The organism is Kribbella catacumbae DSM 19601 (assembly GCF_000372465.1).
In the GTDB taxonomy this organism is placed as follows: Bacteria; Actinomycetota; Actinomycetes; order Propionibacteriales; family Kribbellaceae; genus Kribbella; species Kribbella catacumbae.
The window spans coordinates 24185-45086 of the sequence record NZ_AQUZ01000019.1 but is presented as its reverse complement, the minus strand read 5'-3'; the positions used below and the strand labels follow the sequence as shown (position 1 = coordinate 45086).

The following is a 20902-nucleotide window of genomic DNA, read 5'->3' as shown; positions in this document are numbered from 1 at the left end:
AGCCAGAGGCCTCTCCGGCCGGTGCTGCCTCAGCCGAGTCGACCGGCGTGGATCACGACCATGGTCACTGTGCGGCCATTGACGTCGTAGAGACCACGGCGCTGGTTGAAGATCACGCCGTATGAGTCGCGCAAGATCACTTTGTTCTCTTCGGGTGACATGGGCGTCGCCTCTTTCATCGATGCATGGCCGTGATGCTGGCTCGTTCTGTTGCCGGATCTGGTGGTCGTCCGGCATGTTGGATGGGGAGGCATGGACGAGTTCCGGGGGGTGTGGGCACATGGCCGGGGAACGCAGTGGAGTTGAGTGGTAGTTCTCGAACTTGTGGCGGTGTTCGGAGCGGAGTCGTCGACCTCGAGCTCGGTGTAGCCGCTGACGACTTCCTTGCCTTCGACGAACGGGCCGTCGGTGGTGATCGGGCTCGGACCGTCCAGGCGCAGCGTGGTCGCAGTGTGTGCGCCCTGGAGTTTGTGGCCGCCGCGGATCTTGTCCGCATAGTCGATGAACCACCGATTGACGCGCTGGTAGGCCTGCTCGCGCTCGTCGGGGTTCATTGCTTCGAGGTCTTTGGCGAACTGTTCGGTCTCGACGAACATCAAGACGTACTGCACGTGCGTCACCTCCAAGAATCAGTCTGCCGGATCGGTGCTCAGCCGGCGGCCAGGTTGCGTACAAGTCGACGCCGTTGCCGGCCGGGTCGGTCACGGTGGCGTACCGCATTCCCCTGGGGGCGTCGAAGGGGTCCTGCAGCGCAGTGATCGACGGGGGCAGGTGCTACTGGTTGATGTGGAGGCGGGGGGTGAAGGTCTTGCCTGCGTCTGTCGACTGGTAGATGCCGGTGTCGGTGGCTGCGTAGACGGTTTTGGCGTCGGTTGCCGTGATCGCGGCGGGGCGGCCGTCGAGTGAGCCTTGCTGCTGCCAGGTCTTGCCTTGGTCGGGGCTGAGGAGGATCGCTCCTGATGGAGCCAGGCCGTAGAGCGCGGTTGGTTCAGGCCAGGATGCGAACAGCAGTGGGGGAGCGCCGTCGAGGACGGTGAACGTGCGGCCGCCGTCGTCGCTCCTGGCCGGGCCGTTTTCGGTGGTGGCGATGAGGACCTGAGGACTTGCTGGGCTGACCGCGAAGTCGGCGAGCGGGAGGGTGGCGCGTTGGTCCCAGGTCAGCTTGTCCTTGCTGACCATCAGCGTGCCGCTGGAACTGTTGTAGCCGAAGACCTGGTCGTGGGCGAGTTCGAGTGAGTGGAAGTCGGCCTGACCGGACAGTGACAGGTCGCGCCAGGTTTCACCGCCGTCGGTGGACTCGATCAGGCCCAGGTTCGGCGGTTTGCCCTCGATCGGGTCGGGGTGGCCACTGCCGAGGAAGTGGCGCGGACCCACCACGGTGAAACCCATGGTGTCTTGGTTACGGTCGGCGATCTTGGTCGGCGGGCCTTCCGCGGGAATCCGGAAGACCCCGAAATGGGTCGCGGCGTACAGCGTCTTGTCGCTCGGATCGATGCCGAGACCGTGAACGTGGGCTACCCGAACATCGGTACCGCCACCGGACGCCGACCCCGAGTCGCCACCGTCGCCGGCTAGGCGGACAACCGCGACGACGACCAAGGCGATGCCGAGAACGAGCAGCAGCCCCGCCCTCATGCGGCGCCGGTCGGGCGCGGGTCGCGTCATGTGCGGTTGCTCGGCGGTGTCTGGCGGTCCCGTGTCTCGGCGCGCAATTGGTCGAGTTCGGCCCGCAGGCTGGCGATCTCGGCATCTGCTCGTGATGGACTCGCGCCCTCCTGTGGTGGGGCGGGGCCTTTCTTGCCGCGCATCATCAGCCACATCATCAGGCCCATCCCGACTGGGCAGGCCAGCACGGCCAGTGCCAACAGCGACTGTTCCATGGTGAACTCCTCGACGAGATCTGCTGCGGTTACCTCTCGGTCGTCGCCCTTCGCATCAGCGGCGGTGGCCCTGCGTCACTTCAGTCAATCCGACACGCAATAGTACTATCGACGGTAGTATATACATGGCGTCGCCGGCAGGAGTTCCGGGCTGCGGCTGAATAGGGGAGGATCGGTGCATGCGCGGGTTCGGTGATCTTGAGGCGGCCGTGATGGATCGGCTGTGGGCGTGGGAGCAGCCGGCCTCGGTGCGGGAGGTGCTCGCCGATCTGCGCAAGGACCGCGACTTCGCCTACACCACGGTGATGACCGTGCTGGACAACCTGCACCGCAAGGGGTTCGTGACGCGGGAGCTCGACGGCCGCGCGTATCGGTACAGCCCGGCCTCGTCGAGGCAGGAGTACAGCGCCGAGTTGATGCGGCAGGCGCTCGAGCAGAGCGGCGACCACACGACAACGCTGCTTCGGTTCGTCGGCAAGATGACCTCCGAGGAAGCCGACGCAGTACGGAAGGCGCTCCGGGGCCGGCGCGGTGGATCGGGTCGCCGATGACCGTCACGATCCTCCTTTTCGGGTATGGCGCTGCGGTGGCCGTGCTCGCGCCCCGGTTGCTCGGGGGTTTGTGGCAGCACCGGTCTCCAAGGTTGGCTGTGATGCTCTGGCACGCTGCCGGTTCCTCGGTTCTGGTGGCCGTCGTCCTGGCCGGGATCAGCTGCGTGGCCACGCCCGGGTTGGTGGAGGCCTGTCTGGAGGCGCTGATCGGCCGGGGTGATGCGGCGGGTGTGGTGACCGTCGGAGTCGGTCTCCTGGTGCCGACTCTGTTGGTTGCCAGGTTGGCGGTCGTCGCGATGCGGCTGCTGCGCGCGCAGCGCGTCGACCGCGGCCGGCATCTCGACCTTCTCGAGTTGCTCGGCTGCCACGATCCAGTTCTGGGTGTGACTGTTATCGCCGCAGCAACACCGGCGGCCTACTGCGTTCCTGGTACCGACCGGATCGTGGTCACCGACAGCGCGCTCCGGGCACTGGACCCAACCGAGCTGCGAGCCGTGCTCGCACATGAGCGTGCACACCTCGCCGGGCGGCACCACTTGCTCGTCACCTGGGCCATCACTTTGGCTCGGGCCTTTCCAGGCGTGCCGGTCTTTCATGCTCTTGGGAACGCGACTGTCGACCTTGTCGAGCTACTGGCTGATGACCTTGCGTTACGACGGGAGCGAGGGGACAGCCTCGCCACGGCCATCGCCACGTTGGGTGGAAGCAGAGCTGTTGGGTTGTCCTCGGGCCTGGCCGCCGCGGGCGGGTCTGTGCTGGCCCGGGTCCAGCGGTTGCTCGAGCCTCCGAAGCCGCTCCCCGTGGCGACGCGGATCGGTGGCGCCGGGGCAGCGCTCACGATGGTGGCGCTGCCCGCGCTGGTGGTCGCCCTTCCCGCCAGCCTGGCACTGGGTCTTGCGGCTTGTCCGTTCATGTTCGGCTGAGTATGCGAGTAGCTGTTCGGGTCGCGGTTGTTGCGTGTGTGGTGCCGCTGGTGTTGTTCGGTACTGCGCTGCCGGCGAGAGCGCACCCGACCTTGTTGAGTACGACGCCGGAAGCGGGCTACTCGGTGAGCTCCGCGCCGGACCAGGTCACGATGGTCTTCGACGAGGCTGTCAGCGTCGAAGCCCGCGGAGTACGGATCGAAAACGATCATGGCGAGCAGGTCAGCACCGACGAGGTGGTCAGCGAGCAGGGCGGTCGTCGGCTCGTGGTCCGTGTTCTGGATGACCTGCAGGCCGGGCGGTACGTGGTGCGCTGGCGGGTCACCGCGCAGGACGGCGACGTGGTCGACGCGGACTTCGACTTCGCAGTGGCCACGGACCCGAGCAGTCTGCGCGGCCGAGAAACGGCTAGTACTGCGGCCTTCCCGGTGGTCAGCATCCTGCGCTGGCTGTTCTTCCTCGGCCTGGTCGGGCTGCTGGGTGGGCTGGTGGGCGAGCGGATCGCTCGTCGGACGGCGCCCGAGGCCGTCGCGCCGAGGTCACTGGTCAGGCCGGCAGCATTGCTCGGCATGCTCGCCACCTCGGGTCTGCTGGTTCAGCTGGTGGTCTCGTCGGGCGGCATGAACCGTGCCGGATACCTGCTCGGTCTGGAGACGCTGGGCCTCGCAGTGGTGGCGGCGCTCGGTGGCCGTACCCGGTGGTGGCTCGCCGCTCCGCCGATCCTGCTGGTCGTTGCGGCTGAGTCGTTGCGCAACCACCTGGGGACCCAGCGCGGCGCGGTCGGGGTTGTGCTGATCGCCGTACACCTGGTCGCGATCGCTGTCTGGGTCGGCTCACTCGTACACCTCGTCCGGGTCGCCCTCGCCAACCGAGGTGGCACCGGGGTGGGTCGCGCGTTCGCGGCGTACTCACGGCTGGCGCTCGGCCTGTTCGTTCTTGTTGCGACGACCGGCACCGTCTCCGCGTTGTTGCTGGTGCCGAGCCTCTCAGCGCTCACCGGTACGACGTACGGGCTGACGCTGCTGGCGAAGCTGGGGCTCGTCATCGGTGTCGCAGTACTGGCCTGGTTCGGCCGGCGTCGCTTGAGTGGATCACCGGCTTCACTGACCCGCGCCGCCAGACGCGAGGCCGCGGCGCTGGTCATTGTCCTGGCGGCTAGCGCCATCCTTGTTTCCCTACCGACGCCAGCACCCGCCACCGCTGACATCGGCTACCCGCCGCCCGTCAACGGCCCGGTGATCCGGCTCGGCACGCTGGCCGGACAGATCGCGGTCGGCATCGCGGCGAGCGAGAACCAGCTCGAAGTCCGGCTACGGGTGCCCGACGACCAGAACCAACTCGGCGAGACCAGGCCGCCCGACTACCGCGTTGCGGCCCGCGCCAACGCCCCGGGCCACGCTGCAGAAGCCGTGTCACTTCGACCCTGCGGACCTGGCTGCTTCGTCGGCCCGGTGCCCTGGCGACCTGGAACCGGGTACGCCGACCTGCGGGTCGATGCGCCCGGCTGGACCGGCGGTGCGGCCGTGTTCCCGATCCACTGGGCGCCGGTTGTCAGTGGGGACGCGTTGCCTCGGGTCCGCGCGGCAATGCTGGCACAACCATTGATCCGCGTCGTGGAGACCGTCACCAGCGACACCTCTCGCCCCGCGCCCAAACCGCAGACCGTGACGTTGACCGGTCGCCAGTTCCTCGACAGCGACCCATACGGCAGCCCGCCAGACCCGGACGTCGTACTGCGTCCCCGGCCCGCGGGTGGAGGTGTTCTCACCTTCGGGCTACCCGCCGAGGGTGTCCACGTCGAGCTCGAGGTCGACGCGTCGTACCGCATCATCCGGGAGACCCTCGCGGCCCCCAAACACCTCACCCAACGCACCTTCAGCTACCCGGGCTAGCCGGGTAGCAGGTCAGTCCCAGCGGCGGCGAGCTGATCATGCGAGCACCTTGGGCGGGCACCTTACGCAGCATCGAGGGTTCCGGAGCCGACGAGGTGGTACGACGGCACTGGCACCGCCCAGGTGCGTACTCGACGTATGACCGGGCTCGGCGCCGGCCGGACGGAACGCTGGAGTTCCTGGGGCGGATCGACAAGGTGGTCAGCGTGTCGGGGCAGTGGTGTCGCTCGGCGAGGTGCGCGAGGTACTGCTCGAACAGCCGTTCGTCGAGGCGGCTGAGGTCTTCGAGCGAGCCGACCCTCAGCTCGGCCGATCAATAGCCGCAGCCGTTGTGCTGACGCCGGACGCGCACCCCGATGATGCGGTGGCGCGCGATCTGCTGGATGCGGTGCGCGAGGTGCTGGGTGGGTTGTCGCGCCCGCGGGCGCTCGCGTTCGTCGATCGTTTCGGCGACGAGCTGGCCACAGAATCGCTCCGCCAGGCCTTGGCCCTGCTCACTGCCGGGGCTGCGGAGGAGCCGCTGCATCTCACCTGGGATCAGTTGCTCACGGCATCGGCCGTGACAAAACCCTGATTGCGCGGTCAGTGGGAGGCGAGGGCGACTACGGATGCTCCGCAGAGTAGTGATAGTCCGAGGGCGACGGGCGCCCTCTCCACTGGTCGTACTGAACGGGACAGCCCGATCGCTCCTGCCAGGTGCCCAGCGGTTACGACGGCGACCTGGGTTGCTATGAGACCGGTAATCCCCAGCGGAGCAGGGTTCAGGCCGGCCCCTGGCTCGCCGAGGAGGTCCCACCCCAGGCCGAACGGGTCGCCGAGCAGGCCGGGAAGCAGTTGGAGGCTGGTGGTGAGACGGTTCCGGTCCATGGCAACCGCGACGATGATGCCGGCGACGGCCGGTACGACGGCCCGGGCTGCAGCAGCTCGCACGCTTCGCCTGCCGGCGGCGGCCGCCATCCACCAGATGGCGCAGGTGGCGACGGCGCAGGACGCCAGCAACCCCAACGTTGCCAGAAGTGTCGCCTGCTGGGCGCTGTTCGGAGCGGCCCAGATCTCCGACCGCCGTACTGCGGCGAAAAGGGTGCCGCCAGCAAGGACTCCCAGGAGCGCTGTGGCACCGCGGGGTGGATCCCAGTCGGCGAGCCGGCCACGGGGGAGTCGTGCCATCCAGGCGAGCCCGATGCCGAGCGGCTCGCAGGTGGAGAGCCACCTCACCCGTCCGACGGCCAGGCACCCTGCGACGGTCAGCAACGAGTACACGGCCAGCATCAGACCGACTGACCGGGGCGCCAGCGGGTACTGGTACGCGCTGAGGTACCAGAGCCAGGGGAGCGCGAGGACTGCTGCGGGCCGAACGCTGCCGGTACCGTCACCGGGTTGACCGCGGGTGAGCACCCTGGCAGTGCTGTCCCACGGGTCGGCCCAGCGCCACACCGGGCCAAGCAGAATGCTGGCGAGCACGAGCACCGGCCAGGCGACTCCCACGACGAGCGCGGGAGCGAGGTTCTCCAGGTCGTCATCCGCGCCGAGCCGCCCGGCGGTGATCGCAACGCCGAGCAGCAGTACGGTCAGTAGCCGGGAGATCACGGCAAGTGCTGGGAGTTCGTCGCGCCAGGACTCGACCATGGGCGGCGCGCCCGCCCGTGGTCCCCGTCGCACGCCGGGCCAGGCGAGCGCTACCAGCAGGACAAGCGCAGCGGTGATGCACCCGGTGATGAACGGCGAGACCGGAAGGTCGTACCGCTGCGTGATCGGATGAGCCGGCGCGTTCGCCACCGTGATGGCCAGGCCTGGGAACACCTGCTCATGTTATTCCGGCATGCTGTTGAGCGATTGACGACAGCGCTGAGACGTGCCTACGTTGGCAGATGCGGAGGTGGCAATCATGCGCTTGGTCACCCGGTTGGTTCTGGCGACGTCGTTGACGCTGTTCGGGGTCTCGGTCGCGCCGCCGGCTCTTGCCGACCACACGGATCCCCGAACCCCGCTTGCTCCGACCGACGGTGCGACGGTGACCGGGATCGTTCGTGGTGAAGGCACGTGGAGGCACTTGGCGAACCTCCCGGGACTGGCCAGCCCGGCGCTGACCGGCGGTGGCACGGATCTGGAGTTCTTCTCACCCGCCGGCAGCAGGGACGTGTACGGAGCCTTCGGCACGCTGGGTCAAGACGAGGCCGGCAGCGTCGGGCAGCGGATCGTCCAGCTGACAGCGGGGGACGCGGTCGCGCCGCGGTGGGTCGCCGACCACGGCTCGGCGCACTGCTCGACCTCCAACCCGGCAGGCACTCTCGGTCTGCAGCACGACTCGCAGATCGGTGCCGTGGGCAAGGTTCGGCTGCTCACCGACACGACGGATGCGACTGGGCGCTGTCACGACCCGAACGGCGGCGGGCTCGAGATCGTCGACGTCACCGGCATCGCCGACCCGGCCTTCGCGCCCCGCGAAGTGGGCCTCGTCCGGCTGTTCGGCTTCTCGCACACCCACACGGTGGACACCAAGCGGCCCTGGATCGTCTATAACAGCAGCTCGGACTTCTCCGGCGGCAACTGGATCGACGTGGTCGATATCCGCTCGTGCTTCGGCAACCACAACTGGACCCTGGCCAAGCGCCGCGGTGACTGCCGGCCGTTGGTCTACCGGATCGCGTTCCAGCCCGAGTGGACGATGCAGCGCGACCAGAACACCGGCCAGCTCGAACCGGGATCTGCAGCGTGTCACGACATCACCTTCGCCAACGACCGCCTGTTCTGCGCCGGCGTGAACGCGACGCTGATCCTCGACGTGTCAGGGCTGTTCGGCAACGGCGGGAGGGTGTCGGGTACGCCGTTCGCCTGTCCCGTGATCGACGGGACGCGGACCGGCGCGAAGGTCACCGACTGCGGTGGCATGGGCCCGACCCGGACGGAACGCGCCACCGGTTGGCGATTCCTCGGCACGTTCCAGCACCCGGGCCGCGACTGCGGGCCGCCGGGTACTGATGTCCGGACCTGCAACTCCAACAACCAGGTCCGCTCCGACGAGGGCGTCTCGGTCTCGCACGAAGCCGACCCGACGGCCGACCGGCGGCTGATGTTCGTCACCGACGAGCGCGGCGGCGGCGTCGTACCGCCCGGTTCGTCGTGCGCGCCGGGTATCGACAACCCGTTCGGCAACGGCGGGGCGCACGCGTTCGACATCAGCGATCCGTCGTACCGGCCGAGACGTTCTGCGACATCCACGTCATCGAGCAGGTCCCGGGTGAGCAGCGGTTCGTGGCGGCGTACTACCGCCAGGGCATCAAGATCGTCGACTGGTTCGTCGACGCCCAAGGGCATGTGCAGTTCCGGGAGACCTCCTCGTTCACCCTGCCGAACGCCAACACCTGGGCCGCCGAGGACTTCAAGATCGTCGACAACCCCGACGGCACCCGCACCTACTTCCTCGCCACGGACGACATCCACCGTGGCATCGACCTCGCCAGCTGGACGGGCCGGCCGAACCCGATCGGCGCACAGGCTCCTGCGCCGTCGATCCGAACTTCGGCAGTGAACATGAGTCTGGTCGGGTTGGCGATCCTCCTACTACCTGTAGCTGCCCTGTACGGGCACCGACGCCGGTCGTCCCCGATGCCGGAGGCCGGCTGACCGGCAGCGGCAACAAGTGGCCGCTGACCTCATCTCTCCGAGTACCACAGCTGTATTGACGTTGTGGAGGGTGTTATGCCCAGGTTCCTACGTTCCTCGTCCCGGGCCCGAGGCCTGCTTGCACTTGCGTGCGCCTCGGCCATCGCCGTCCTGGCCGCACCGACCGCCGTGCTGGGCGCCGTCCCTCCCTCCGGCGCGTCAGTAGCCGCGGCAGACCCAGACCACGGTGATCTCGACCTGCGCGCCGGCAGCGTGCAGCCGTCCGACACCCAGCGCCGAGCCGTCGCGGACCTGGAGGCGTCCGTCCAGTGGAACCGCTTCGGAACCCCGGAGTCGTTGATCAGGTCCAGTGGTTTCCTTGCCACCGGGGTTGCAGGCAACAATGCGGTGACGGCGGCCCGGAGTTGGGTCGACGACAACAGAGCGCTGTTCCGGCTCGGCTCTCTCGATGGCCTGAAGCTCTACGCACACGCCCCACTTCGAGGCAGCGACGGTCACGCCGTCCACTTCCGGCAGGAGTACCCCGGTCGCCCGGCTGCCGAGGGCGGTCAGCTGACCGTGGGCCTCGTCGGATCGCCGCAGAAGGGCTGGAACATCGCCTACGTCTCCTCCTCGATCACCGGAGACACCGCACTTGCGGCGGCGCAGAAGTTGTCTGCCACCGAAGCGTGGCTCGCCGCCGCGCGGAACGCTGGCGTCGACGCCTCAGCCGCGGACCTCGGTACGGCGAAGCGTGATCGTGAGTGGACCGTCTTCGCAGTCGACGGGCTGGCTGACGTCCAGCGTGCACGGCCCGTTGCCGTCCCGACGTACACCAACGGTGTGCGCCCTGCCTGGCAGGCGCTCGTCGTCGACAACCAGGGCGGCCACGCCGAGGCATTCAGTACCTTCATCGACGCGGCCACAGGCGACGTAATCGTGCGCCGGAACCTGGTGCACCAGTCGCACCAGCCGGCGGATCAGTTCTCCGGCGCCGTGCCGCAGACCGACGGCGCGTGCGACACCGACAAGGGGCCGTGGGTTGTCGCCCAGGATGAGCGGATCGGTTCCGTCGCGGTGTCGGTGGAGGCAACGCTGACCACGAACGACAGCGTCATCCACCTGATCCGCGACGGACAGGTCGTCGCCAGCCAGGACACGGTGTTCAGTCCCGAGGCGCTGGTATATGACCCGGCGGACGGCGGTCAGGGCACGTACCACGTACGCATCTGCGACTTCGGCGACGGCGCGGCCTGGATGACGCCCAACAGCTACACGGGCCAGATCGCCTTCAACCCCGCCGACGCGGGTGTGCCGTTCCCGCCGAAGTGGAAGGTGTTCCCGGCGAACCCCCTGCTCGGCAACCAGCAGCACCCGTGGAACTACCCGAGCACCGACACGCGCGAGATCTGGTGCTGGGACTCGACGGTCGGCAATCCGCCGGTGACGCTGCCCGAGTGCGATCGCGAGGTGCAGAACACCGCGTCCCGTGCGCCGTGGGACTTCAACCTGCGGACGAACACGCCGACATTTACGACGAGTGGCAACAACGCGAACAGTGCGGAGGCGTGGAGCAGCCCGTTGACTCCGGGCCCAACCGGCTTCCGGCCGTTCAGCCCGCAACGCGAGTACGTCTTCGGCTGGTCGAACGCCTGGCACACCTCGAACTGCTTTACCCCGTTCGTGCCCGGGCAGAGCCACGACATCGCGGCTGCGACCACGAACCTGTTCGGGATGCACAACCGGATGCACGACTGGTCGTACTTCCTCGGCTTCACCGAGGAGCGCTGGAACGCCCAGGACTCCAACAGCGGTACGGGCGGCACCGCCGATCGTGATCCACTGCTCGGCGACGCCCAGGCTGGTGCGCTCACCGGCGGCTTCCCGAGCTACCTCGGCCGCGACAACGCGAACATGATCACGCTGCCGGACGGCGTACCGCCGATCACGAATATGTACCTGTGGCAGCCGCTGGCGGGCGCGTTCTACGCACCCTGCGTCGACGGCGACTACGACATGGCGGTGATCGGGCACGAGTACGGTCACCTGATCGAGAACCGCATGATCGGCAAGGGTGGGTCGCGCGGTGGTCACCACGCCGGCGCGATGGGCGAGAGCTTCGGTGACTTCGACGCCGCCGAGTACCTCAACGAGTACGGCTTCGTTCCGGTGAACGGCGAGAACCCGTTCGCCGTCGGCGCCTACGTCACAGGCAACAAGGAACGGGCCATCCGCAACTACGGGATGAACTTCCCGCGCACCGGGGCCTTCCCGGCGCCCGGCCTGTCCCCGCGGGTCAACCCGCTGAACTTCAGCGATATGGGGCACGACATCGTCGGCCAGCAGGTGCACGCGAACGGCGAGATCTGGAGCGCCGTGAACTTCGACATCCGCCAGGCCCTTGTCGCGAAGTACAACGGCACCTTCCCGGCCGGCGACAAGCAGCTCCAGCAGGCCTGTGCGGACGGCAAGCGGCCGGCTGAGCTGTGCCCGGGCAACCGGCGCTGGATCCAGATCGTCTACGACGCGATGGTGCTCATGCCCACCGCCCCGTCGATGCTTCAGGCTCGGGACGCCTACCTCGCGGCCGACCTGATGAGGTTCGGCGGTGCCAACAGCAACGAGCTGTGGTCGTCATTCGCGCGCCGTGGTTTCGGCCCGCAGGCGTTCAGCACGAACGAGAGTGCTGAAGGCGCTGGAGGCGACACCGACCCGACGCCGGACTTCGGCTCGCCACAGCATCAGAACGCGACGGTGACGTTCCGGGCCGTCGACGCAGCTGACAAGAAGCAGGAGGTGAAGACGCGCTTCTACGTCGGTCATTACGAGGCGCGGGTGTCGCCTGTCGCGGACACCGATCCCGCCACGACCAGCCCGCGCGCCGGAGTGGCGAACAACCTCGACGAGGTGGCGCGCTTCATGCCTGGACGGTATGAGTTCGTCGCGAACGCACCGGGCTACGGTCACGTGCGGTTCGCGCTCGACCTGGCCGCCGGGGCGAACCAGACGGTGACCGTCGCCATGCCGGCCAACACCGCCTCGAGCGCCAAAGGCGCGGTCGCCTTTGGAGACGGCGTCAACCACGCCAACCTGATCGACGACACCGAGGCCACGAGCTGGGACCGTACGGGTGCCCAGCCCGACGTGCGCGGCAGCACGGTGACCGTCGACCTGGCCGCTGGTGCGCAGACGTTCAACCGCGTGCAGGTCAGCGCACTGCTGTTCGGCCAGAACCGCTTCACCGCGCTGCGGCAGTTCGAGATCTGGGCCTGCAACGCCGCCGTGCAGAACTGCATCGCACCGACCGTCGGCTTCGCGAAGATCTACACCAGCCCCGCTGACGCCTTCCCGGGCTTCAACCCGCGGCCCGTGGCTCCGGAGATGATCCTGCGCAGCTTCGCCGTGCCGCAGACCACGGCGACGCATGTGCAGATCCGGGTGCTGACCAACCAGTGCACCGGCAGCACGGCCTTCCAGGGCTCACAGGACGCGGATCCGCTCAACGGCACCGACTGCCGCGAAGGCTCACCCGGCGCGGGCCCTGTCACCGTCTTCGGTGATCTGCCCCAGGTGCTCGCCCCCCGGGACAACGAGGTTCACATCGCCGATCTCCAGATCCTGAGAGGAGCAGTCTCCGTCACCACCCAAAAGACCCAGCAGTGACCGATCAGTACCGGGAGAGGCTGCCGCGGCGTTGTGCGACCCGCTCTCCGACTCGGAATACTGCGAAGCCGGCGATGAACCACACGATCGCGGTGCCGAGCATCCAGGTCAGGCCACCGGTTCCCCTGATCGGGATGGTGGCGTCGTCCAGCATGACGCTGCGAAGGCCGGCCATGGAGTGCGTCAGGAACAGTGGTTTGGCGACGGTTTCGGCCCAGGTGGGCAGTTCGGTGGTGGGCAGGATCGCGCCGCTGACGAACATGACCAGCATCAGTGCCATGTCGTTGAGCAGTGGGATGCGTTTCCAGACCAGGGTGAGCCCGGCGATCGCCATTGCTAGGCCGGCGGAGCCGACGATCAGCAGCGCCAGGGGCAGGAGTGCGTCGAGGCGCCAGTGCAGTTCGATGCGGACCAGCGACGCGGTAACGGCGTACATGACTGCGACGACGAAGGCCGACTCGGCGATCGCAGCGACGATCCGTCCGGCGACGACATGAACCCAGGAGGGTAGCGGGCTGAGGTAGGTCTGTTCGAGGGTGCCGGACTGGATCTCGGCGAGTAGCCGCCAGAACATCTTCACCACGTGCAGATAGGTGTAGGCGTATGCGACGAAGCCGAGCAGCAGCCAGGCCATGTGACCTGGATCCAGGGTCCAGTCGAGCTGTCCGGTGGCGGCGATGGTGCCGGCCTTGCCGGCGGTGAAGCCGATCAGCAGTAGGAAGACGATGAACAGTGGTAGCTCGATGAGGATCTGCAGCCGTTCGCTCCAGCCGTGGCGCAGGCCCTTGACGGTCTCGTTGCCGACGGCGGTCATTGTCTGCCTTGCGGTCCAGGTGCGGGCTGTGGTGGTCATGCGCCGAGCCTTCCTTCGCGTAGTCCGCGGCGGATCGCGGCCTGGTACGCCGCCCAGCCGATGACCAGAGACACGGCCGCATGTACGACGGCCCAGGGGAGCGTGCCGTTCGACCACACCTGTTCGAGGGGCGCACCTGCGACCAGGATCTGGCGGGTGGCGTCGAGCCCGAGCGTCGTGGGGATGAGGGTCTTGGAGGCAAGCTCAAGCCAGTCGGGGAAGACGAAGACCGGGATGAAGGCGCCGTTGAGCATCATGATCACGTTCTGGACGACGTGGATGACCGCTCCGATCGAATTCACGACCAGCGCGATCCCGCCGAACAGCAGCACGAAGCCGGCGATGTCGACGAGCGTTACTGCCAGCGGGATCGCCGCGGACCAGCGGAACGACAGTTCGACGCCCCGAACGGCGAGCAGGATGACAAGGTTGAACCCGGCGACGACCGCTGCGATCACGAGCCCTTCGACCAGCGCTGCGGCGAGCCGGCCGGTCGAGGCGACCCACGGCCGGAGCGGGCTGAGGAGGCTTTGTTCGAGGGTCCCGGTGTACATCTCCTCCAGCACGCCGCCGACCATCCGCAGCGAGGCGATGTAGAGGACGACGTACCCGAGGAACGCGACGAAGGTCATCGCGAGCACCTCGCCGACGAGCCGGCCGCCGCCGATGAAGACCTGGATCACCCAGTAGAGCATGGCGACGTAGGCGAGCCCGAGCGCCAGTGGTGCTTTGTGGACCCACATCACCCGCAGGCCCTTGGTTGTTTCGTTGCCGAGCATCCTCAGCCCTAGGCGAAAGGTGGGCAGGTCAACTGTCGTTGCCATGGCCAACATCTCCCTTCAGCAGCGAGACGAAGATGTCTTCGAGGCTTGGCCGGACCCGGCTGACCCTGAGGACCGGTACCGAGCTGTGGTGCAGTTCGTTCAGTACGGCGTGCAGCGCGTCTTGATCGGATGTCGGCAGTTGGATGGTGGCTTGGCCGTTGGCGGACTCCATCGCGACCTTCGCCCCGAGCCCGGCGGCCACCGTGGTCGTCATACCGGATACCTCGATTTCGAAACGGTCCTCGGCGTAGTGGTCGAGCAGTTCACGGGTAGGCAGATCGGTGATGATGCGGCCGTCGCGGATGATGGCTACCCGGTCGGCCAGTTCCTCGGCCATCGCCAGTTGGTGGGTGGTGAGAACGACGGTCTTGCCTTCCTCGCGAGCCATTCGACGTACCCAGTGCCGCACGGTCCGAGCGGCCTCCACGTCAAGCCCGATGATGGGCTCGTCGAGCAGCACGATCGGCGGGTCGGTCACCAGGGCCGCAGCGACGGCGACCTTCTGCTGCATCCCGCGGGAGAACCCGCCCACGGGTTCGTTGCGGCGGTCCCACAGGTCGAGTTCGCGCAGCAGCCGCTCCGCTCGCGGTCTGATCTCGGCCTTGGACAAGCCCTTGAGCCGGCCGAAGTAGAGCAGGTTCTGCCAGGCCGACAGCGACCAGTAGACGTTGCGCGATCCTTCCAGTACGGCGCCGATCTGCTGGACGGCCCGGCTGCGCTGCTTGCCGATGTCGAAGCCGCCGAGCCGCGCGGTGCCCGCGGTCGGGGTAACCAGGCTGGTCATCATTTTGATGATCGTGGTCTTGCCGGCACCGTTGGGTCCGAGCAGCCCGAGGACCTGACCGGCCGGGACATCGAGGGACACGTCCAGGACGGCTGTCAGGTGTCCGTACTTCTTCGTGAGCTGCCGCAGCTCGATGGCCGGGGCCGCAGCTGTGCCGGCGGTAGTGTGCGGCTTGAGCAACTGTTCGGACATGGTTGCCCTTCTCAACGGCCCAGTAGGGAGCCGAAGATGATCCGGCTTGCTTCGATGGAGTCGGCCTGGTCGTAGACCTCGCCGGACAGTGCTGGATTGGTCTCCAGATAGAGCTGTGCGTGTTCGGGGCGAGTGAAGAAATGCACGTAGCGGCAGGCGGCCTCGGCGGCGGTGCCGCAGCCACGGGTGGCGGCGGTCAGCATGACTGTGCTGTCGGGTTCCCACGTCCAGACGCGGTTGTGGTACCGGATCCGGATCAGCTCGCCAGTCTGCGGGTCGGCGCTGGTGATGGCGGCGTTGCGGCCGGTCATCAGCGGGATGCCGAGGGCGTCGGCGCCGCACATCGCCCAGGTGGTGGGGCCGCCGTCGAACTCGACCCGGTGCGGCGTCGGGGTGCCGGAGAACGGGTAGGCCACTGTGACGGAGCCGTCGGCGGTGTGCACGAGGTCGGCCTCGGACAGGCTTGCCAGCGCGTCGTCGGGGTCGGCGCCGAGCAGGCTGGCTCGGTCGGTGATCCAGGCGACGGTGGGCGCGGTGCCGGTGCCGACGAATGCGGACAAGATGGCCCGGTGCAGCTCGCGCAGCTCAGGACTCAGCGTGGCTTGGGCCTGGTTCATCAGGGTGAGGCCGAACCTGGCGGCGAAGTCAGTGATCGCGCTGCCAGCCCGATTGTCGTTGGTCATGGTCGTTTCCTCCGTCGCAGTGGTTCGATCGGTGTCGATTGCGACGGTAGGAACTCACCCCGGGGTGAGGGTCAAGCGTTCATCGGTCCGCGTGGCGCTGGTCGATCGTGCAGCGAGGGTCGCTGTCCCAGCACGCTTCGCCCTCGCCTGCCAGATCCGCGCGGTACTCGGCCTCGAACTTGTCAATGCGCCGGACTGTCTCTTCCAGTTGGGCGATCCGCGCCTGAAGCCGGCGGCGAGATGCGTCCAGCCGTTCGGCCAAGTGCGGCCCGAACGATCGGCGTGCATGCGAGGCTGTCAGGCCGCGGATCTCGGCGACGGTCAGGCCGAGACCGCGCAGCGTGCCGATCCAACGCACACACCACAGGGCGTCGGTGTTGTAGAGCCGGTAGTTCGACGGGCTGCGCCCGACGGTGTAGATCAGGCCTGTGTCGGTGTACTGGCGCAGGTTCTTGATCGGCACCCCGGTACTGCGGGAGAGATCGCCGACCGTCATCAGGCTGGCCCCGTTCCGGGTGATCGTCATCGTTACCTCCTTGGTTCAGGCCGCGCAGCAGGACAGCTTCGACACGTCTCGGGTGTAGGTCTGGGCGGTGAGCTTGAGGGCTTCGGCCATGGTCAGGTACGGCGCCCAGGTGTTCGCGAGCTGGTCGACGGTCATCCCCGCGCTGAGGGCGTAGGTGGCGGCGGTGATCACGTCGCCCGCTCCTTCTGCGACGACGTGGATGCCGAGCAGGCGGCGGGTTCCGGCCTCGGCGACGATCTTGACCAGGCCGCGGGTGTCGCGGTTGACCAGGGCGCGGGGCACGTACTCCAGCGGCAGGATGCGGCAGTCGCATCGGATCCCGGCGTCGACGACCTTGGCGTCGGTCAGGCCGACCGACGCGATCGCGGGACTGGTGAAAGTGACCCTCGGCACTACGGTGTAGTCCAGGGTCCGCTCCGCGGCATCGAGTGCGTTGTCGGCGACAAGGGTGCCGTGGGCGGCGGCGACGTACACGAACTGCGGATGGCCGGTGACATCGCCGGCGGCCCAGATCCGTGCGTTGGTGGTGCACAGGTGGTCATCGACGACAACCTCGCCGCGTTCACCGGTCTTGACTCCGACCTGGTCCAGGTTGAGGCCGGCGGTGACGGGGCGGCGGCCGGTGGCGACCAGGAGCCGCTCGGCGTGTATCTCGAAGTCCTTGCCTTGTGAGGTGTGGATGGTCGCGATCGCCTGGTCGTCCTGGGTGCGGACCGCGGCCAGGGTCGCCCGGGTGTGCACGGTGATGCCTTCGTCGGTGAGGACCTGTGCAATCACGTCGGAGACCTCGGGCTCTTCGAACGGGGCAAGCCGGTCGAGCGTCTCGATCACCGTGACCGTCGTACCGAGACGGGCGAACAGCTGCGCCTGCTCCAGCCCGACCGCGTTGCCGCCGACAACGATCATGGAATCCGGCAGCTGATCGAGCTCCATGGCGGTGGTCGACGTCAGGTAGCCGACGTCGTCCAGGCCCGGGATCGGCGGCGCCCAAGGGGCTGAGCCGGTCGCGATCAGGTACTGCGCCGCCCCGAGGCGCCGGCTACCGCCAGCTTGCAGGCTGATCTCCAGGACAGGGCTGTCTGCGTTCCCGTCGAAAGCCGCGGTCCCATGGACGATCTCCCAGCCGTAGTCCGCGGCCAGTTCGGTGTACTTCTCCGCGCGCAGCTGGTCTACCAGCGCGTCCTTGCCGCCGGCCAGGGTCGGGAAATCGATCGGCAGGTCCGCCGGTGCCAGGCCGGGGAACCTGCCCGCCGCGCTGGCGACGTGACGCGCTTCCGCGGCGGCCAGCAGCGCCTTGGAGGGCACGCAGCCGACGTTCACGCAGGTGCCGCCGGTGGTGTCGCGCTCTACCATCACCACCCGCCGCCCCTTGCCGGTGGCGGCGATCGCGGCGGCGAACGCCGCCGCACCGGAGCCGATGATCGCCAGGTCGACACTTGATCGATCTTCGGTCATGAACGCAGCCTCCTCATACCTGATGTCAGGTGATTGCTATACGCCTTGCCGAATACAACAATGCAACCATACTATGCGGGTAGGCGAATAGATCCGATGATGGGAGGCGACGGGCATGACCGAGTCCGCAGTCCTGGCGTCCGCCGCACCGGCCGCTGCCTGTTCGCATACCGGCACCGTGGCCAGGTTCTTCCGGGCTCTGGCCGACCCGACCCGGCTGCGTCTGCTGGAGTTCATCCTCCGCGGTGAGCGGACCTCGGCCGATTGCGTCGAGCACGCCGGCATCTCCCAGCCGCGGGTGTCAGTGCACCTGTCCTGCCTGGTCGACTGCGGTTATGTCACCGCCCGGCGGAACGGCAAGAAGTTGCACTACTCCGTAGGTGACCCCCGCGTCGCCGACCTGGTCGTGCTCGCCCGCGCACTGGCCGCCGACAATGCAGCCGCTCTGGACTGCTGCCCTCGTATCGGCCAGGAATGAATCGGCAAGGGAAACGGCCATGCCTGCCGAGGTTCCGCCTACATCCCATGATCCTCACCAGTCCGGCGTCGGCAGTATCGTCGGTGGAATCGGCGCCGCTGTCCTGGTGATCGTCTGTTGCGCCGCTCCCGTTCTGCTCGCTGCGGGTGCTCTTGGTGCGGTCGGGGCCTGGCTGTCCAATCCGTGGGTGATCGCCGCCGCGGTCGCCCTCGTCGGGAGCGCTGTGATTGCGACTGTCGCGCAGCGCAGTACCTCCCGTGCTCACCGTGCCTCCTGCCGCCCTGCCTCTCCCGCTGACGGCCCCTCCGACGCCGACCCCCAAGGTCGGTCGGCCACGGAAGACCCGCGCCAGCGATGACGAACCCGCCCGCCGGCGCCCCGCCGCCGACCTGCGAGGATCTGTACGACGAGGCGCGGGCGCGGCCGAAGTCGATTCGCCTACTGCCTGGCATCACCCGGGACGCGATCCGGTTGGTCAGGGCAGCCGCACCGCGCGAACTGTCGATCAGCATCGTGCTGAAGCTGGTCAGCGGCGCTGGCCTGGCACTCGTCTTCCTGATGGGCAAGAACCTGATGGCGACCCTGCTGACCCAGGGGCAGCTGCCCCGCACGGTCGACGTACTCCCGAAGGTCCTCGCCGTCGCTGCTCTCATCTCCGCACTTGGCCTGATCGCGGCTGCGGGCCGGGAGGTGCGCGAGGTTCTGTCCGAGACGACCGCCAGGTACGCCAGGGAACGCATCATCGACGTGGCCGCCGCGGTCGAGTTGCAGGCATACGAGAACCCGTCTTTCCATGACCGGCTGGCGCGCGCGGCGACCGGTCAGCATCGCCCGATCCAGTTAGTCGACGGCTTGATCGGCACGCTCGGCGCCGTCTCCGGCGTCGCCGGTATCGCCGTGGCGCTGCTCGCGATCCAACCGTGGCTGGTTCCGATCGTGGCTGCAGCCTCGGTTCCGCTCGTCGCCGGAGTGCTCAAGGCCGGTCAGTCACTGTTCGGGTTCCATCTGCGAATGACCGCGGCGACCCGCGCCCGCAACTACCTGTTCGAACTGCTCACCGGGAAGCCGTCCGCCACCGAGGTGCGGGCGTTCGGGCTGACAGACCATCTGCGGACGCGGCACTCCGACTTGTACGACGCTCATATGGTCGAGCTGCGACGTACCGCCCGCGAACGGTTCCGGCTCGCCGTGGCCGGTAACCTGGCACTCGCGATCAGCCTGGCCGGCTCCATCGCAGTCCTCCTGCACCTCGCACTGACAGGCCGGATCGCCCTGGCCGACGCGGCCACGGCCGGTGCCGCGCTGCTCGTCCTCGCCGAGCGGATCATGATGAGCGTGATGAGTGTGGGCGATATCTACGAGTCCGGCTTGTTCGTGGAGGACTTCACCTCGTTCCTCGCCTTCGGGCCGGCCGCGATCGCCGACCGGGCATCAGGCCCGGCACCGCGGAGCTTCGGCCGGCTCGTCGTCGACAACGTCACCTTCACCTACCCTGCGGCCACAACGCCGGCGCTCACGAACGTCTCGCTCGACATACGCGCCGGCGAGGTGATCGCCCTGGTCGGCGAGAACGGGTCCGGCAAAACCACCCTCGCCAAGCTGCTGTGCCGGCTGTACCTGCCGCAGAGTGGGCAGATCCGCTGGGACGACACCGACACCGCAACCGTCGATTCGGACGAGCTGCGCCGATACATCGCGGTCATCTTCCAGGACTTCCTGCACTACGCCCTGACGGCGCGGGAGAACATCGGCTTCGGGTCCATCGCTCACGTCGACGATGTCGAGGCCGTGCGTTCCGCTGCCCGGCGTTCGGGCGCCGAATCAGCGATCAGCGCGCTACCTGACGGATACGGCACGATCCTGTCGCCGGAGTTCAGCGGCGGCCGCGACCTGTCGATCGGGCAATGGCAGCGGGTTGCTCTGGCCCGCGCGTTCATCCGGGACGCGCCACTGGTCATCCTCGACGAGCCGACCGCTGCTTTGGACCCTCGTGCTGAGCATGACCTGTTCACCAGCATCCGCACCCTGTACGCCGGCCGCACCGTGCTGCTGATCTCCCACCGATACTCGACCGTCCGCAACGCGGACCGGATCTATGTGCTCCGCGACGGGCAGATCGCCGAGCACGGCAGCCACGAGGAGCTGATGGCGCGAGCCGGCCACTACGCCGAGCTGTTCACCCTCCAGGCATCCGCCTACACCGACCTCGACCCCAACCACCAACTGACATCTCGGGTTCGGTGGTCGATCACCCGTCGAGACGGATGATCCCGCGCTCGATGCCGGAGACCTCGGGCGCATTCGCCCGTCACCGGCGAGCCGTTCTTTGCCTCCAGCAACGACCCGTGCGCGCGGCGCGGTGGAGTCCGGGCCTCAGGTGACCGGGGTGGCGGGTCGGCGACCCCAGACGACGGCTTGGCCTGATGACGACAACCGGCAGTACGAGGCCCGCGAGTACGATGGCCGCGGCGGCCCTGTCCAACACCCAGGTCCAGGTGATCTCGTGACCCGTCCGCGCCGCAACCGCAGCGGCCGCTGCCAACAGAATCAGTCGCCATGCCCACCGGGCATGGCGCACGGCGACGTCCTCTCTCC

At 67.9% G+C, this 20902-nt stretch carries 18 protein-coding genes; 8 read left to right on the top strand and 10 right to left on the bottom strand.

Annotated features, from left to right (window positions below; all coding sequences use genetic code 11):
• Window positions 1-29: 29 nt before the first annotated feature.
• From A3ES_RS56135 to A3ES_RS0120510, 3 genes are all read right to left on the bottom strand, one after another.
• Entirely contained in the window at window positions 30-596 is a 567-nt protein-coding gene (locus A3ES_RS56135) for a YciI family protein (RefSeq protein WP_237745004.1), read from the bottom strand.
• A 178-nt stretch (window positions 597-774) separates the two neighbouring features.
• On the bottom strand, window positions 775-1665 hold the full coding sequence (locus A3ES_RS0120515; RefSeq protein WP_202806551.1) for a F510_1955 family glycosylhydrolase: 891 nt from the start codon (window positions 1663-1665) through the stop codon (window positions 775-777).
• A complete protein-coding gene (locus tag A3ES_RS0120510; protein ID WP_020388718.1) occupies window positions 1662-1880 on the bottom strand; it encodes a hypothetical protein in 219 nt (72 codons plus the stop codon). The genes A3ES_RS0120515 and A3ES_RS0120510 overlap by 4 nt, the downstream gene beginning before the upstream one ends.
• Window positions 1881-2059: 179 nt before the next feature.
• On the opposite strand from A3ES_RS0120510, the gene A3ES_RS0120505 reads away from it, so the two are divergent.
• The 4 genes from A3ES_RS0120505 (at window position 2060) to A3ES_RS0120490 (ending at window position 5820) form a co-directional block, all read left to right on the top strand.
• Window positions 2060-2431 carry a BlaI/MecI/CopY family transcriptional regulator gene (locus tag A3ES_RS0120505; protein ID WP_020388717.1) on the top strand — a complete coding sequence of 124 codons (372 nt, stop codon included), beginning with the start codon at window positions 2060-2062 and terminating at the stop codon, window positions 2429-2431.
• Window positions 2432-2532: 101 nt separating this feature from the next.
• A complete protein-coding gene (locus A3ES_RS47790; RefSeq protein ID WP_237745003.1) occupies window positions 2533-3354 on the top strand; it encodes a M56 family metallopeptidase in 822 nt (273 codons plus the stop codon).
• Between the two features lie 2 nt (window positions 3355-3356).
• On the top strand, window positions 3357-5246 hold the full coding sequence (locus tag A3ES_RS0120495; protein ID WP_083933562.1) for a copper resistance CopC/CopD family protein: 1890 nt from the start codon (window positions 3357-3359) through the stop codon (window positions 5244-5246).
• A 220-nt stretch (window positions 5247-5466) separates the two neighbouring features.
• Window positions 5467-5820: an AMP-binding enzyme gene (locus A3ES_RS0120490; RefSeq protein ID WP_169501786.1), complete on the top strand. Its 354-nt coding sequence runs from the start codon at window positions 5467-5469 to the stop codon at window positions 5818-5820.
• 8 nt (window positions 5821-5828) lie between these two features.
• On the opposite strand, the gene A3ES_RS0120485 is transcribed toward A3ES_RS0120490, so the two are convergent.
• A complete protein-coding gene (locus tag A3ES_RS0120485) occupies window positions 5829-7046 on the bottom strand; it encodes a hypothetical protein (RefSeq protein ID WP_020388713.1) in 1218 nt (405 codons plus the stop codon).
• 85 nt (window positions 7047-7131) lie between these two features.
• Here A3ES_RS0120485 and A3ES_RS0120480 point away from each other — a divergent pair, with 85 nt between their 5' ends.
• Together A3ES_RS0120480 and A3ES_RS51390 are read left to right on the top strand one after the other, a co-directional pair.
• The gene (locus A3ES_RS0120480; protein ID WP_020388712.1) at window positions 7132-8775 is read left to right on the top strand and encodes a hypothetical protein; all 1644 of its coding nucleotides are present in this window, start codon (window positions 7132-7134) and stop codon (window positions 8773-8775) included.
• Between the two features lie 170 nt (window positions 8776-8945).
• Window positions 8946-12512 carry a M36 family metallopeptidase gene (locus tag A3ES_RS51390; protein ID WP_020388711.1) on the top strand — a complete coding sequence of 1189 codons (3567 nt, stop codon included), beginning with the start codon at window positions 8946-8948 and terminating at the stop codon, window positions 12510-12512.
• Window positions 12513-12516: 4 nt separating this feature from the next.
• Here A3ES_RS51390 and A3ES_RS0120470 read toward each other — a convergent pair whose 3' ends face one another.
• The 6 genes from A3ES_RS0120470 to merA form a co-directional block, all read right to left on the bottom strand.
• The gene (locus tag A3ES_RS0120470) at window positions 12517-13365 is read right to left on the bottom strand and encodes an ABC transporter permease (RefSeq protein WP_020388710.1); all 849 of its coding nucleotides are present in this window, start codon (window positions 13363-13365) and stop codon (window positions 12517-12519) included.
• The gene (locus A3ES_RS0120465) at window positions 13362-14189 is read right to left on the bottom strand and encodes an ABC transporter permease (protein ID WP_026163048.1); all 828 of its coding nucleotides are present in this window, start codon (window positions 14187-14189) and stop codon (window positions 13362-13364) included. Before A3ES_RS0120465 ends, A3ES_RS0120470 begins: the two co-directional genes overlap by 4 nt.
• A complete protein-coding gene (locus A3ES_RS0120460) occupies window positions 14173-15165 on the bottom strand; it encodes an ABC transporter ATP-binding protein (protein ID WP_020388708.1) in 993 nt (330 codons plus the stop codon). Before A3ES_RS0120460 ends, A3ES_RS0120465 begins: the two co-directional genes overlap by 17 nt.
• Before the next feature lie 11 nt (window positions 15166-15176).
• Window positions 15177-15848 (bottom strand): alkylmercury lyase family protein, encoded by a 672-nt coding sequence (locus A3ES_RS51385; protein WP_020388707.1) that lies wholly within the window; start codon window positions 15846-15848, stop codon window positions 15177-15179.
• A gap of 79 nt (window positions 15849-15927) precedes the next feature.
• Window positions 15928-16374 carry a MerR family transcriptional regulator gene (locus tag A3ES_RS0120450; RefSeq protein ID WP_020388706.1) on the bottom strand — a complete coding sequence of 149 codons (447 nt, stop codon included), beginning with the start codon at window positions 16372-16374 and terminating at the stop codon, window positions 15928-15930.
• A gap of 15 nt (window positions 16375-16389) precedes the next feature.
• Window positions 16390-17829 carry a mercury(II) reductase gene (gene merA, locus A3ES_RS0120445; protein ID WP_020388705.1) on the bottom strand — a complete coding sequence of 480 codons (1440 nt, stop codon included), beginning with the start codon at window positions 17827-17829 and terminating at the stop codon, window positions 16390-16392.
• 115 nt (window positions 17830-17944) lie between these two features.
• On the opposite strand from merA, the gene A3ES_RS0120440 reads away from it, so the two are divergent.
• Both A3ES_RS0120440 and A3ES_RS47775 read left to right on the top strand, forming a co-directional pair.
• Window positions 17945-18307 carry an ArsR/SmtB family transcription factor gene (locus A3ES_RS0120440; protein WP_020388704.1) on the top strand — a complete coding sequence of 121 codons (363 nt, stop codon included), beginning with the start codon at window positions 17945-17947 and terminating at the stop codon, window positions 18305-18307.
• 354 nt (window positions 18308-18661) lie between these two features.
• Entirely contained in the window at window positions 18662-20575 is a 1914-nt protein-coding gene (locus tag A3ES_RS47775) for an ABC transporter ATP-binding protein (protein ID WP_020388703.1), read from the top strand.
• Window positions 20576-20902: the final 327 nt, after the last annotated feature.

Bases quoted from the DNA above. Each gene is read 5' to 3' on its own strand.
- A3ES_RS0120505 (WP_020388717.1), top strand. From the start codon at position 2,060: ATGCGCGGGTTCGGTGATCTTGAGGCGGCCGTGATGGATCGGCTGTGG.
- A3ES_RS0120460 (WP_020388708.1), bottom strand. From the start codon at position 15,165: ATGTCCGAACAGTTGCTCAAGCCGCACACTACCGCCGGCACAGCTGCG.
- A3ES_RS56135 (WP_237745004.1), bottom strand. From the start codon at position 596: ATGTTCGTCGAGACCGAACAGTTCGCCAAAGACCTCGAAGCAATGAAC.
- A3ES_RS0120495 (WP_083933562.1), top strand. From the start codon at position 3,357: ATGCGAGTAGCTGTTCGGGTCGCGGTTGTTGCGTGTGTGGTGCCGCTG.
- A3ES_RS0120465 (WP_026163048.1), bottom strand. From the start codon at position 14,189: ATGGCAACGACAGTTGACCTGCCCACCTTTCGCCTAGGGCTGAGGATG.
- A3ES_RS0120440 (WP_020388704.1), top strand. From the start codon at position 17,945: ATGACCGAGTCCGCAGTCCTGGCGTCCGCCGCACCGGCCGCTGCCTGT.
- A3ES_RS47775 (WP_020388703.1), top strand. From the start codon at position 18,662: ATGACGAACCCGCCCGCCGGCGCCCCGCCGCCGACCTGCGAGGATCTG.
- A3ES_RS51390 (WP_020388711.1), top strand. From the start codon at position 8,946: ATGCCCAGGTTCCTACGTTCCTCGTCCCGGGCCCGAGGCCTGCTTGCA.
- A3ES_RS0120450 (WP_020388706.1), bottom strand. From the start codon at position 16,374: ATGACGATCACCCGGAACGGGGCCAGCCTGATGACGGTCGGCGATCTC.
- A3ES_RS47790 (WP_237745003.1), top strand. From the start codon at position 2,533: ATGCTCTGGCACGCTGCCGGTTCCTCGGTTCTGGTGGCCGTCGTCCTG.
- A3ES_RS0120510 (WP_020388718.1), bottom strand. From the start codon at position 1,880: ATGGAACAGTCGCTGTTGGCACTGGCCGTGCTGGCCTGCCCAGTCGGG.
- merA (WP_020388705.1), bottom strand. From the start codon at position 17,829: ATGACCGAAGATCGATCAAGTGTCGACCTGGCGATCATCGGCTCCGGT.
- A3ES_RS51385 (WP_020388707.1), bottom strand. From the start codon at position 15,848: ATGACCAACGACAATCGGGCTGGCAGCGCGATCACTGACTTCGCCGCC.
- A3ES_RS0120480 (WP_020388712.1), top strand. From the start codon at position 7,132: ATGCGCTTGGTCACCCGGTTGGTTCTGGCGACGTCGTTGACGCTGTTC.
- A3ES_RS0120470 (WP_020388710.1), bottom strand. From the start codon at position 13,365: ATGACCACCACAGCCCGCACCTGGACCGCAAGGCAGACAATGACCGCC.
- A3ES_RS0120515 (WP_202806551.1), bottom strand. From the start codon at position 1,665: ATGACGCGACCCGCGCCCGACCGGCGCCGCATGAGGGCGGGGCTGCTG.